Source organism: Kosakonia sp. ML.JS2a (assembly GCF_025642095.1).
Taxonomy (GTDB): Bacteria; Pseudomonadota; Gammaproteobacteria; order Enterobacterales; family Enterobacteriaceae.
Map to the genome: position 1 here is coordinate 3,872,977 of NZ_CP106754.1, position 13,976 is coordinate 3,886,952.

A 13,976-nucleotide genomic window follows, 5' to 3' on the forward strand; every position below is an offset into this window, starting at 1 on the left:
AAACGACATTATATTTAGCAATGTTTGAATGATTATTATCTTGATAATCAATGCCGTTTCCACTACCGTCGTTAGTGCATGATTTAGCTTGCTAATAACGTCATGTATTAACCTCTCTCGCTTTATTCCTTTTTCGCTGGCGCTGAAAGGCCGGGTACCGGCTTGACCTTATATCTTTAACGCCACGGCATAAGGAGGCGTCACGACGCCTGCAAAATGCGTCGGCAGTGGAAAGCGAGAACCGAGCGTACAAGAAGAAAACAGGGAATATGGCATGAAACATACTTCGCACTACTCACTGGCCATGCTGGTTCACATGGCGCTCTGGGGACTGGCGCTTCCGGCATACGCCGCTGACACCAACAATACGTCTGACGCCACCCAGAAAACCGACAGCACAGCCGCGCAAAATGAAGATACGCTGGTCGTGACGGCCGCTAAACAGACCTTACAGGCCTCCGGCGTTTCCACCATTACGGCGGATGAAATCAGCAAGCATCCCCCCGCACGGGATGTGTCGGAAATTATCCGCACACAACCCGGCGTAAACCTGACGGGTAACTCCACCAGCGGACAGCGGGGAAATAACCGCCAAATCGATATTCGCGGCATGGGACCGGAAAATACGCTGATCCTCGTTGATGGCAAACCGGTCACCAGCCGTAATGCCGTACGCTATGGCTGGCGCGGCGATCGCGACAGCCGCGGCGACAGCAGTTGGGTACCGGCAGAAATGATCGACCATATCGACGTGATCCGTGGCCCGGCTGCCGCGCGTTATGGCAACGGTGCAATGGGGGGTGTCGTCAACATCATCACCAAACCGAACCAGAACGAATGGCACGGCTCCTGGAACACTTACCTGAACGCACCGCAGCATCGCAAAGAAGGCGCGACAAAACGCACCAACTTCAGTCTTAACGGCCCGGTTTCGGATACCGTCAGCGTTAACCTGTGGGGCAACCTGAGTAAAACCCAGGCCGATGCGCAGGACATTAACTCCGGCCACGAAGCGGCGCGCACCGGCACCTATGCGGGTTCCTATCCGGCGGGTCGCGAAGGGGTAATCAACAAAGATATCCATGGCAAAGTGCGCTGGGAGTTTGCACCGATGCAGGCGCTGGAATTTGAATCCGGCTACAGCCGCCAGGGCAACCTGTATGCGGGCGACACGCAGAACACCAACACCAGTACGCTGGTGAAGAGCAAATACGGCAAAGAGACCAACCGCCTCTACCGACAGACCTATGGCGTGACCTGGACTGGCGGTTGGGACAATGGCGTCACCACCAACACTTACGCTCAGTACGAGCGCACCCGCAACTCAAGGATCAATGAAGGCCTGGCTGGCGGCACGGAAGGGATCTTCTCCAGCGATAAATTCTCCGATATCGACCTGGCGGATGTACTGCTGCACAGTGAGATCAACATCCCCTTTACGCTGGGTGTGGACCAAAACCTGACCGTCGGTACCGAGTGGAACCAGCAAAGGATGAAAGACGGGGTATCCACCACCCAGTCGCTCTCGTATGGCTCGATCTCCGGCATCGACAGCACGGGTCGTAGCCCTTACTCCAGCGCCGAGATTTTCTCTCTGTTCACCGAAGATAACCTTGCTCTCACCGACAGCACCATGCTGACCCCGGCGCTGCGCTTCGATCACCACAGCATTGTGGGCGATAACTGGAGCCCGTCGCTAAACCTGTCGCAGGGGCTGGCGGAAGACTGGACGCTGAAACTGGGGATTGCCCGCGCTTACAAAGCGCCGAACCTCTACCAGCTCAACCCGAACTATATTCTCTACAGCAACGGTCAGGGTTGCTACAACAGCAGCGCCGCCTGTTACCTGATGGGTAACGACGATCTGAAAGCTGAAACCAGCGTCAACAAAGAGATCGGTATTGAGTACAAGCACGACGGCTTCCAGACGGGCATTACCTGGTTCCGTAACGACTACCACAATAAGATCGAGTCTGGTTACGCCGCCGTCGGCACCGCCAGCAACGGCACGACCAGTATCTATCAATGGGAAAACATTCCCAAAGCGCTGGTGGAAGGTCTGGAAGGCACGCTGAATGTGCCTGTAAGCGAGAGCGTTAACTGGACCAACAACATGACCTGGATACTGCAAAGTAAAAATAAGGAGACCGGCGATCGTCTGTCGGTGATCCCGCAATTCACGCTGAACTCTGCGCTCTCCTGGCAGGTGCGTGACGATCTCTCTTTGCAAAGTACCTTTACCTGGTACGGACGCCAGAAACCGAAACGCTTTAACTACAAAGGCGCGGCAGTCTCTGGTAGCGAGCTGAATGAAGTCAGTCCGTACAGTATCGTTGGCCTGAGTTCGACCTGGACGGTGAATAAAAACCTGAGCCTGACTGGCGGTATTGAGAATATCTTTGATGTTCGCCATTATCGCGCAGGTAACGCCCAGACCACCGGTAACTCCACCACGGGCGCGTATCTGTATGGCGCAGGCGCGGAGACCTATAACGAATCCGGCCGTACCTTCTATGTCAGCGTCAATACGCATTTTTGATGCTCATCGCCATGCCGGAATATAAGGATATTCCGGCTTTTTATTCAGCAACGCGCGGTATGCCTGCATTGTTATATATGATGACAAAATCTTCATCGCTTCTGCATAATCCGTTCACGGTGTAGGTTTATTATTGCCTCGTTGGGTCTGCTGGAAATGAATTCCGTCAGGGTCAATAGTGGCGCAATGCCGCTCCTTCATATGTAGTACCTCTTCCCCCCTTCCAAATCCCAACCGCAGCAATGCGGTGAAGGGGGGAACCCCACGCGTTTCCCAGCCCGTATCATCCAGCTATCTGCTATTACCGCAGAAGTTTGCTCAGTTCATTTGCCAGAATATAGCCACGTTAGAGTCAGGGTTTTCTTGAATGAATAAAACGTCAACACCAGCCCCATAATTTATTCATGCTGGCTCCATTTTATCTGGCGTATTAAAGGTTATTGTTATCGCGTTCTTTGTTTTATTCAAAGGACTGTAATCCTAACAAACTTTTCCCCCTTCCCCCCGTTGAAGAAGGGGGCTTTTTTTTGCATTTAATACGCAAAATAAAACAACATTAGATTCATCGCCGACGCCATTTTGATGGAATAGTTGCAAAAAAGTTCCATCATTAAATAACTTTTTACTCACCGGGATTATCCATTCTTTCTCCATTGTTTCACCATAATTAAATGTGATTCTGCGTTTTTATTCGGGGTGTTTTGGGTAAATTCGATCGTTGTTCAGGGATCGCCCAGAGTTAACTTCGGCAGGCTCTCTACGCTATATATCTCTTAGACGACATATTCATGTTTAAAAAACGCAATATCATCGCCGGACTTTTGCTCTCTCCTTTTGCCTTGCAGGCCGCCACCACGTACCGGATAGATGACATCCGTTTCGACGGGTTGCAGCGTGTCACCGTTGGCGCAGCATTGTTAAACATGCCAGTAAGAACAGGCGAAGACGTGAGCGATGACGATATCAGTGAGTCAATACGCGCGCTGTACGCCAGCGGAAACTTTGAGAATGTGCAGATCCTGCGCGACGGCAGCACATTATTGGTTAACGTAAAAGAGCGGCCGACCATCGCCAAAATCAGCTTTTCCGGCAATAAAGCCATTAAAGATGAATTATTGAAGCAGAACTTAAGCGCCAGCGGAATTGATGAAGGAGGATCCCTCGATCGTAATAACCTGGCGAATATTGAAAAAGCGCTACAGGATTTTTATTACAGCGTTGGGAAATACAGTGCGCAGGTGCATTCGGTGGTCACCCCATTACCGCGCAATCGCGTGGATTTAAAATTTGTTTTCCAGGAAGGCGTTTCAGCACAAATCGCCCAGATCAATATTATTGGTAACCAGGCTTTTAGCGAGGAAACGCTGCTCAATCAGTTACAGTTGCGTGACCAGGTGCCGTGGTGGAATGTTATTGCCGATAAAAAATATCAGAAGCAAAAATTAGAAGCCGATATTGAAACACTGCGTAGTTATTATCTCGACAGAGGTTATGCGCGCTTTGATATCACCTCAAGCCAGGTCAGTATGACCCCGGATAAAAAATCGTTATACATCACCATCGCTATTTCCGAGGGCGAGCGTTATCAGGTCACCGGCACGACGGTAACCGGTGATCTCGTGCAGCACAATGAAGAAGTTAACGCGCTGGCGAAAGCGCTTGAAGGCAAAACTTACAGCGGCGCAGCCATTACCGGCATGGAAAGTAATATCAAAAAGCTGTTTGGCAAATATGGTTACGCCTGGCCGCAGGTGAAAACGCAGCCTGAAATCGACGATGGTCAACAAACCGTCCGCCTGCATATTAACGTGAATGCGGGTCGTCGTTACTCCGTGCGCCAGATCCGCTTTGAAGGCAATGATACGTCTCGCGACAGAGTATTACGTCGACAAATGCGTCAAATGGAGGGTTCATGGCTGAACGACGACAAAGTGCAGCAAGGGAAAGAGCGCCTCGATCGCACCGGTTTTTTTGAAACCGTCGACACTCAGACTGTGCCGGTATCCGGCGTCCCGGACCAGGTCGATGTGGTGTATAAGGTGAAGGAACGCAACACCGGCTCCTTTAACTTCGGTATTGGTTATGGCACCGACAGCGGCATTAGCTATCAACTGGGCGTCACTCAGGACAACTGGCTGGGTTCGGGCAACAGCGTCAGTTTCAACGGCACGCGCAGCAGCTACCAATCCTATATCGAGCTGGGCATCACCGATCCCTGGTATACCGTTGATGGCATTAGCCTTGGCGGGAAAATTTTCTACAACAGCTACGACGCATCCGATGCCGATACCGGCAGCTATAACCAGCAAAGTTACGGGCTGGGCGGCAATTTGGGCTTCCCTATCAGCGAAAATAATACGCTCAATGTGGGGCTCGATTATGTGCATAACCGGATAACCAATATGGAGCCGGAGCTGAACACCTGGCGCTACCTCAACTCGCGCGGTATTTACCCGGATGTGGTCACCAAAGATGGCGACAGCAATGCGGAGTACAGCGCTAATGACTTCTTCACCAGCCTCGGATGGAGCTATAACGATCTTGACCGCGGCTACTTTCCACGTGCGGGGAACAAAAGCAGCTTAACCGGGAAAGTCACCGTTCCGGGCTCGGATAACAGCTACTACAAGCTGACGTTTGATACGACGCAATATGTGCCGTTAGCCGAAAACAAAAACTGGGTGTGGATGGAGCATCTGCGTGCAGGCTATGCCGGTGGATTGAATGGCAAAGAAGTGCCGTTTTACGACAATTTCTACGCGGGCGGTTCATCGTCGGTGCGTGGTTTCTCGTCAAATACCATCGGTCCGAAATCGGCTTACTATCGCTGTAATGGTTCGGAAAGCAGCTACAGCGCATGCCCGTTAAAAACCTCGTCCGATGCATCTGGCGGCAACGCAACGGTGGTGTTGAACAGTGAGTTTATTGTGCCGACGCCCTTCATTAGCGATAAATATGCCGACAGCGTTCGCACGTCGCTGTTTGTGGATGCCGGTACGGTCTGGAATACCACCTGGCGCAATACCGCACAAACCCAGGCGGCGGGACTTCCCGACTACAGCGACCCCTATAATATTCGTTTTTCTGCCGGTATTGCTCTGCAATGGATGTCACCGCTGGGTCCGCTGGTCTTTTCCTGGGCGGAGCCGTTTAAAAAATATGACGGAGATAAAGCAGAGCAGTTCCAGTTTAATATAGGTAAAACCTGGTAACCGTTATAACGGACGATCTTCTTACCCTTGCTTTGCGAAAAATGGACATGAAGAAAAAATCACCAACCAGTGTTAACAAAGTGGATTTTTTCGACTTCAGATATGAACTGGAGCGCGCGGTTCTGGCAACAACCGAGGAATATTCCCGGCAATGCCTGACGCGCGCCAAATTCCTTAGCTACCTGTTGTGCCGAAATCTCCGTCATGAATATGTGGAATTATTTAACGAAACATTTAGCAGTGCTGAAATCGCAGCACACGCCACCACGGACAGAAAAGAAAAAACGCGGGATTTCAGAAATAATTTTTCCCGGCTGAAACAGGCGATATATCATGAATAAGCAGGCGAGGATTTCGTTCGCCACCGCGTGATGAAAACGGCTGTATGCGGCATTATTTCTACATGTATCGATTGGCAAGCATCTCTTTTGTTGAGACGTGACGCCATTAAATGTAACGCATTTTTTCAGCTATTCCTGATGGTTGAATTGCGATGAGTAAGATATCTATTAAGTCATACGCTTGCAAAGCAGGGTATATATTTGCTAAAACAGCGTTCCCTGTATTGATCTTTATGAAGATATCACTAAAAATTAGGTGGAAAGCTTTTTAATTCCATCACAAGGAGTGACGCTATGTCAGAAGCCCTTAAATCACTAAATAACATTCGCACGCTGAGGGTTCAGGCCCGCGAAGTTACTCTTGAAACACTTGAAGAGATGCTCGAAAAGTTGACTGTGGTTGTTGAAGAACGCCGTGAAGAAGATGTTTCTTTGCGCAAAGAACAAGAAGAGAAAGAGGCCAAACTGGCTGCGTTCCGTCAAAAATTAATTGATGAAGGCATTGATCCGACTGAACTTCTTTCCTCTCTGAAAGGTCAGGTATCAAAATCCAAATCTGTCCGCGCGCCTCGTCCGGCAAAATATAAGTATGTGGATGAAGATGGCAGCGAAAAAACCTGGACCGGCCAGGGTCGCACGCCAAAAGCAATTGCAAAAGCCATTGAAGGCGGCAAGAAACTCGAAGATTTCGAACTCTAAAAATAAAAAAGGGCGGCGCAATACCGCCCTCTTTTTTTGTCAGAACACCACCTCAGCCTGCACCCCGAAGCTTATTTGATAATCTTTACCGTCGTTAAATGTCTGGGTATCGATCTCATTCTCCAGCGCTTTCAGGTAAGTGCTATAGAAGCGGATTTCCGGGCGCGAGTTAAGAATACTGGTATCAACTTTGTACACCTGCGCCAGCGTCACCTTATAACCTGACTCATCCATCGTCGCATTGTTCACCTTGTTTTTCTGCGTGAAATACCCTAACTCCAGCGCCGTTTGCATGTTGCGACTCCAGATCCACGACGGGCGAATAACGGCGCGCGCGGTTTCAAAATCCGTATGCGCCCCGGTATAGGTGGAGTAGAGATCGTGACCGCGACCGTATACCAGCGCATGCGCCATGATGATTTTCTCACCCAGATAAAATTCCCCCTGATTCACCAGCCGCCAACCGATCCCCCCGCTGTGAATACCGTAATACGAACTGTTGTAATCAAAATCCGGGTTGGCGCTGGAGATATTCATAAACTGACTGGCCAGCGAATTATCCGCCACCTGCAACGTCAGCTCGTTAGACCCTTTCTGCACCGGGTTGCGCAAAATAGCCTGACCCAGCCAGGACGATTTCACCTGATAATATTCACTGTTCGCCTGCGCCTTTTTCTGCTCATCAGTTTGGTTGGCGAAGGCATATTTCGCCCCCAACTCCAGCGTCATATCACCGGTTATCGGCAGGTTTTTGTAGCGCGCTTCGGCAATATTCACGTTAACCTGCGTGGTATCGCTACAACTGGATGCGCCCGCCGCACAGACGGTACTGTAGTTATCAATGTCGTTACGTGTGATCGCCATACTCACTGCGCCAACCGGCAGCTTCATATTTTCGATCCCCACCCCTGCCCCTGAAAGGGTACGGTTGCTCTTCCAGTCCAGTTGCTGAATTTCATACTGCGGCAGCGTATGTTTTCCGACCCAGACCGAGGCTTCCGGTGCAAAAGGCAGCAGGCCATTACCTTCCACATAGAGTTTACTGAGTTTGCCCATTCCACCGCCGGACATTCCCTTCTCGAAAGATTCATTACTCTGCGTTAAGCCCAGGTCGCCTTCAAACTGCACATTTGCCCAGATGGATTTGTCGCCATCGCGCCATGCCCGCTTCTTCAGCGACAAGTTGTACCAGCCATCATATTCATTGCCAAAACGCCCCAGCGATCCTACCGCCCAGGATTTTGGCCCGCCATTGGTGGTGGTCGCCCAGCCCGAGCGGAAATAGCCGGAATATTTAAAGCCGGTATCATCCTGCACATACTGGCTGATTTTTTTCAATGTTGTCGGCGACAGCTCAGGCTCCGCCGTTGGCACCGCAGCAGTATGGGCGGTCTGCGCAGTTGCTGTCAGCGGCGCCGCAGTCGAGGCAACAACGGTGCGCGGCTGCGCTTTCTCTTTTTCTTCGTAGGCCTGTAATTTTTGCTGCGTGACGCGTAACTGCGCTTCGAGTGCTTCCATACGCTGCTCCAGCGTTAAATTTTGCGCCATGGCTTCACCGCTGGCGGCATAGCACGACATTAATGCCATGGCGATAATGGTTTTTTTGCAGGACTGTTTTTTAATCTTCATGATGACCCCTCAATATGCATCCCCCAAAAACAAAAAGACCCGCAACTGACAGGTATTTATTCCGCCAGTTGCAGGTCTCGCCTGAATTAAATTAGTCACGTCCTGTAGGGATATTTCCGTTAACAAATCAACATTATTTTAATTAATCGCGGTGACAATCACGCTCACCGCCGCTATTTCCCGCTAAGTGGGAATGTTATACCGATAGTGCTATCACCGGTTCGCCGAAGCGGGAATGCGGTTTATCGCTGATCTGTAACTCGCGCCAGGCATCGCTATTGGTAATAATCACCGGTGTCACCGTGTCATAACCTGCCTGCTTAATTTCATCGAGATCGAAGATCAACAGTAACTGACCTTTTTTAACCGTATCGCCCTCTTTTACCTGCATATGAAAATATTGCCCCTCAAGCTGCACCGTATTAATACCAACATGGATTAATATTTCCGCGCCGCCCGTGGAGTGGATGCCAATCGCGTGTCCACTGGCGAAAGTACTGGCGATATAACCGTCGACCGGGGAATAAACCCGTCCCTCTTCCGGCACGATGGCAAAACCCGGCCCGACGATCCCGGCCGAAAAAACCTTATCATCCACCTCGCTCAGCGGGATCAGGGCACCGGAAACCGGGGCGGCAATGTGCTCTGAGGAGACGGAGGGTGACGCCGATTCGTGGGTTTTACGCGCCATCGCCTTGTTCTCTTTTGCCACCGGAGCGGCCTGTGCTGGCTGCGCGTTTGGCTCGTCAAACCCAACAATCAGGGTTAACGCAAAGCTGCCAATAAACGCCACAACGCAACCGATAATAAAGCCAACAAACCCTTCCCCGTAGAAGATGGGCAATGTCAGTAAACCGGGCATTCCCATGGAGATGGCCGAACTTTTGGCGTAGCCCACGACCGCACCGCCGAAGGCTGCGGCAATCACCGCGCAGATAAACGGTTTTTTCAGCTTAAGCGTGACGCCATAAACGCCCGGTTCGGTAATGCCAAACAGAGAAGCAATAAAGGAACTGCCCGCCAACGCTTTCATTTTTTTGTCTTTCGCACGCAGCATCACCGCTAGCAACGCACCGGACTGAGCAAACACCGATGGGCTGGAAGCAGCCTTGAGGAAGCTGTGCCCCATCACGGAAATATCATTAATGAAGACGGTGACAAATCCCCAGTGCACGCCAAAAATGACCAGCACCTGCCACGCCGCCGCCATCAGCGCACCGGCGATAATCGGGTTGAAACCGTAAATCGACACAAACAGCGAAGCGACCGTTTCACTGATGGTGATGCCAACCGGTCCGATGGTCATCAGCGTCAGCGGCACCATCAGCGTTAACAGGAAGAATGGCGTAAGGATATTGCGCACGCTTTCATGAATATGGCGATTCAGGAAACGTTCGATGATCGACATCAGCCAGACGCTGAAAATAATCGGGATCACCGTCCCGGTGTATTTCATCATCATCACCGGTAAGCCAAAAAAGGTCACCGGCTGGCCGCCATCGAAGAGCCCCTGAATGCTGGGATAGATCAGCGCACCGGCAATGGAGACCGCCACAAAGATATTGGTTTCAAATTTCCGGGCGGAGGTGATGGCCAGCAGCAACGGCAGGAAATAGAACAGGCTGTCCGAGGCCGCATGCAAAATAATGTAGGTGGTCTCTTTATTACTCATCCAGCCCGCGGCCAGCACAATCGCCAGCGCGCCCTTCAGCACCCCCGCCGCTGCCATCGCGCCAAGCAGCGGTGTGAAAATGCCCGCCACCAGATCAATCAGTCGTCCCAGCACCGAGGCGGTGTTTTTCTCCTCCGATGGCGCTTTTTTGGCTTTATCATCATCCAGCAAACCAGAAATGGCGCCAAACGCGCGAAACACTTCCGGAACACGATTGCCGATCACGATCTGTAATTGCCCTGAGCCGTTTACCACCGTAATGACGCCATCCAGCGCTTCGAGCTCCGCCAGTTTGACCTTGCTGTGGTCAATAATCTTAAAACGCAGCCGTGTTGCGCAGTGCACTAACGTTGCGACGTTGTCTTCCCCACCCACCAGCGGCAGAATATTTTCTGCCAGAACGTTGCTATTCATAATGAGACTTCCCGTTTCATAAACGACAAAAATTGCCAGTTCATATGCGCTCGTTGCCTGTATCCGCTGGCCAGCAGAAAAAAAAGCAAAAAAAAACCTGGATAAAATAGTGTGAAAAAACACACTGCTTTATCCAGGTCTCGCCCAGAATATTCTGGTGACGTCCTGACGAACGTCCTCTTTCTAGCAAGCCCCGGGAGGAATTACTACTGAAACCTCCCGTTTTGTGAAAATCATCACTAAATTTGCCTCCACATGGGAAGCAAATAGCCGGGAAATACAAAACACAGGTCACATTTATCGACATTATACATTGCCGAACCTGGCGACTCTTTTTATAACCAAGCCCTCAGGGCGTTACATAGATTTTTTTGGCGAAACCTGCTTTCCGTTGCTTTCACCGGCAACGGAAAGCAGGTTTTTTTGTTTTTGGCGATGGACAAACAAGGAATACCTCATGCCCTCTTTGAACAAACTCTTCAGCGCGCTGCTGGCATGCACCCTGACGACAACGTGCGCGAGCGCGTTTGCCGCGCCCGATCCGGGTGTTGCAGAAAAGACGCGAATTATGGTGCTGTCGGACATCGGCAACGAGCCTGACGACGCACAGTCGCTGGTGCGTTTTTTGGTGTACAGCAATGAGTTCGATGTTGAAGGGTTGATTGCCACCACATCAACATGGCTGCGCGATAAAGTGAACCCGGAGATGATGTTGAAGCGCATTGACGCGTATGAACGCGTGTTGCCCAACCTGCGTAAACATGCTGACGGCTACCCAAGCGCCAACGCGCTGCGTGAAGTGGTACGCGCAGGCCAGGCGGGTTACGGCATGGACTACGTTGGCGCAGGGAAATCCACACCGGCATCCACACTTATCATTCAGGCGGTCGATAAACAGGATGCCCGCCCGCTGTGGATCGATGTCTGGGGCGGTGCGGTGGATCTGGCGCAAGCGCTGTACGATGTGCGCGCAACCCGTACGCCGGAAGAGGTAAATGCGTTCGTGAGTAAGATCCGCGTCTACGCCATTTCCGATCAGGATAATACCGGTGAATGGATCCGCGCTCAGTTCCCGACGCTGCGCTATATCACCAGCATTCATGCATGGAACGACTACTTTATTGCCACCTGGAGCGGCATGTCGTCGCGCTTTGCCGAAGGCGGCGATATGCGCCAGGTCAATAACGACTGGCTGAAGCAGAACATTCGCAACAAAGGCCCGTTGGGTGAGGCTTACCCGGCCATTGAGTACACCATGGAAGGCGATACGCCTTCATTTCTCTACCTGCTGCAAAACGGGTTGAACGCGCCGGAACACCCGGAATATGGCGGTTGGGGCGGTCGCTATGCAGCCGTGAACCCCGACAGCCGCAGCGGCCTGCGCACCAGCACGTCTGATACGGTGATGGGCGTAGACGGTAAAAGCCACCGTACCGCTTCCGCCACTATCTGGCGCTGGCGCGAAGCCTATCAGAATGATTTTGCCGCGCGCATGGACTGGAGCGTCAGCAGCAACATCAGGCAGGCCAACCATAATCCGTCGCTGGTGCTGAATGGGGAACCCGGCAAAGGGATAGTTGCATTGCAGGTGAAAGCGGGAGAGGTAGTCAGACTGTCGGCAAAAGGCTCCCGCGATGTGGATAACGATCGCCTGAGTTATCGCTGGTGGCAGTACAAAGAACCCACCGCCACCACGATGGGCATCCATTTTGCGCCGGAGCTAAAACTGGAACAGAGCGAAACAATGGACGCCAGTTTTGTTGCGCCCGCGGTGAAAACCGCGACGCCGTTCCATATCATTCTGCAGGTGCAGGATGACGGGACGCCGTCGCTGTTCTCTTATCGCCGGGCCATTGTGACGGTGACGCCTTAAGCAGGCTGCGAATTCAGCGGGGGGTTATCCCCCGCTCGTGTTTTTCATCATCCTGGAAACCGTACGCGACTGTCAAAACAGCCCTCAGTACGGATCGTTCAGACTCGCTCCGTTGCTGCTAATCACATCGCGATACCAGTAGAAGCTCTTCTTACGGCGGCGCTCCAGCGTGCCATTTCCTGCATCATCACGATCAACATAGATGAAACCGTAACGTTTCGACATCTGCGCCGTGCCGGCGCTCACCAGATCAATCGGCCCCCAACTGGTGTAGCCCAGCAGTTCCACGCCATCTTCTATTGCTTCTCTGACCTGCTGCAAATGCGCCTGCAAATACTGAATGCGGTAATCATCCTGAATGGTGCCATCCGCCGCCGGGACGTCTTTCGCGCCCAGGCCATTTTCCACAATAAACAGCGGCTTTTGGTAACGATCGTGCAGTTCATTCAATAAAAAGCGCAGCCCCTGCGGATCGATTTGCCAGCCCCACTCTGAGCTTTCCAGATGCGGGTTGGGGATCATCCGCATAATGTTGGTGCGCGAGCTTTGGTACAGTTCCGGTTGCGCAGCGGCGCAGCCGCTCATGTAGTAGCTGAAGGAGATAAAATCGACGGTCTCTTGCAGATCCGCGGTATCCTGGTCGGTGATGTTCAGCGCAATCTCATTTTCACGGAAAAAACGCTGGATCCATGCCGGGTATGCCCCTCTCGCCTGCACATCGCCAAAGAACAGCCAGTCACGATTCACGCGCTGTGCCTTTAACACATCTTCCGGTTTACAGGTGATAGGGTAGCGGATGCCGCCCAGCAACATGCTGCCGATTTTCGCATCCGGAATGATCTCGTGGCAGGCTTTAACCGCCCGGGCGCTGGCAACCAGCTGATGGTGAATGGCCTGATAAATCTCCTGCGGGCTTCTTTCACCCTCCAGCCCCACGCCGGTAAACGGCGCATGCAGCGCCATGTTGATCTCGTTAAAGGTCAGCCAGTATTTCACTTTGTCGCGGTAGCGGGTAAACACGGTGCGCGCATAACGCTCAAACAGGGCAATCACGTCCCGGCCGCCCCAGCCATCGTACTGTTTTACCAAGCCGTAAGGCATTTCGTAATGGGACAAGGTGATCAACGGCTGAATGCCGTAACGCGCCATTTCATCAAACAGGCGGTCGTAAAATGCCAGCCCTTCTTCATTGGGTTGCGCCTCATCGCCGTTGGGGAAAATACGCGCCCAGGCAATCGAGGTGCGCAGCACGGTAAACCCCATCTCGGCAAATAGCTTAATGTCTTGTGGATAGCGGTGATAAAAATCAATCGCTACATCTTTGATGCAGCTGTTCACCCCGTCGCGCGCGACCACGCTACCATGTACCCCCTGGGGTTGCAGATCGGACGTTGACACGCCTTTTCCCCCCTCATTCCAGGCCCCCTCAACCTGATTAGCGGCGACTGAGCCCCCCCACAAAAAACCGTCCGGAAATGCCATTTGCATCGTTTTTTCTCCTTTCTCATCGGCTGCCTGCCGCAGTTGCCCGGGCAGAACAGAAATAAAAAAACCCGCGCAGCGCCAACAGAAAAACATGTCGGTGCTGTCGCAGGTT

At 52.0% G+C, this 13,976-nt stretch carries 9 protein-coding genes; 5 read left to right on the top strand and 4 right to left on the bottom strand.

Features of this window, described 5'->3' with window-relative positions:
* The first annotated feature begins 274 nt into the window (after positions 1-274).
* A complete protein-coding gene (locus N7922_RS18420; RefSeq protein WP_263097682.1) occupies positions 275-2,539 on the top strand; it encodes a TonB-dependent siderophore receptor in 2,265 nt (754 codons plus the stop codon).
* Positions 2,540-3,019: 480 nt separating this feature from the next.
* On the opposite strand, the gene N7922_RS18425 is transcribed toward N7922_RS18420, so the two are convergent.
* Positions 3,020-3,193 carry a hypothetical protein gene (locus N7922_RS18425; RefSeq protein ID WP_263097683.1) on the bottom strand — a complete coding sequence of 58 codons (174 nt, stop codon included), beginning with the start codon at positions 3,191-3,193 and terminating at the stop codon, positions 3,020-3,022.
* Between the two features lie 134 nt (positions 3,194-3,327).
* Here N7922_RS18425 and bamA point away from each other — a divergent pair, with 134 nt between their 5' ends.
* The 3 genes from bamA (at position 3,328) to N7922_RS18440 (ending at position 6,791) form a co-directional block, all read left to right on the top strand.
* Positions 3,328-5,751 (top strand): outer membrane protein assembly factor BamA, encoded by a 2,424-nt coding sequence (gene bamA, locus N7922_RS18430; RefSeq protein WP_263097684.1) that lies wholly within the window; start codon positions 3,328-3,330, stop codon positions 5,749-5,751.
* 47 nt (positions 5,752-5,798) lie between these two features.
* Entirely contained in the window at positions 5,799-6,092 is a 294-nt protein-coding gene (locus tag N7922_RS18435; RefSeq protein ID WP_263097685.1) for a hypothetical protein, read from the top strand.
* 294 nt (positions 6,093-6,386) lie between these two features.
* On the top strand, positions 6,387-6,791 hold the full coding sequence (locus N7922_RS18440) for an H-NS family nucleoid-associated regulatory protein (protein WP_263097686.1): 405 nt from the start codon (positions 6,387-6,389) through the stop codon (positions 6,789-6,791).
* Between the two features lie 39 nt (positions 6,792-6,830).
* Here N7922_RS18440 and N7922_RS18445 read toward each other — a convergent pair whose 3' ends face one another.
* Positions 6,831-8,420: a carbohydrate porin gene (locus N7922_RS18445; RefSeq protein WP_263097687.1), complete on the bottom strand. Its 1,590-nt coding sequence runs from the start codon at positions 8,418-8,420 to the stop codon at positions 6,831-6,833.
* A gap of 196 nt (positions 8,421-8,616) precedes the next feature.
* Positions 8,617-10,506 carry a beta-glucoside-specific PTS transporter subunit IIABC gene (locus tag N7922_RS18450; protein WP_263097688.1) on the bottom strand — a complete coding sequence of 630 codons (1,890 nt, stop codon included), beginning with the start codon at positions 10,504-10,506 and terminating at the stop codon, positions 8,617-8,619.
* Between the two features lie 457 nt (positions 10,507-10,963).
* Between N7922_RS18450 and N7922_RS18455 the strand changes: the two genes are divergently transcribed.
* Positions 10,964-12,379, top strand: coding sequence for a DUF1593 domain-containing protein (locus tag N7922_RS18455; RefSeq protein WP_263097689.1), 1,416 nt, complete (start codon positions 10,964-10,966; stop codon positions 12,377-12,379).
* An 84-nt stretch (positions 12,380-12,463) separates the two neighbouring features.
* Here N7922_RS18455 and N7922_RS18460 read toward each other — a convergent pair whose 3' ends face one another.
* Entirely contained in the window at positions 12,464-13,867 is a 1,404-nt protein-coding gene (locus tag N7922_RS18460) for a glycoside hydrolase family 1 protein (protein WP_263097690.1), read from the bottom strand.
* Between the last annotated feature and the right edge of the window lie 109 nt (positions 13,868-13,976).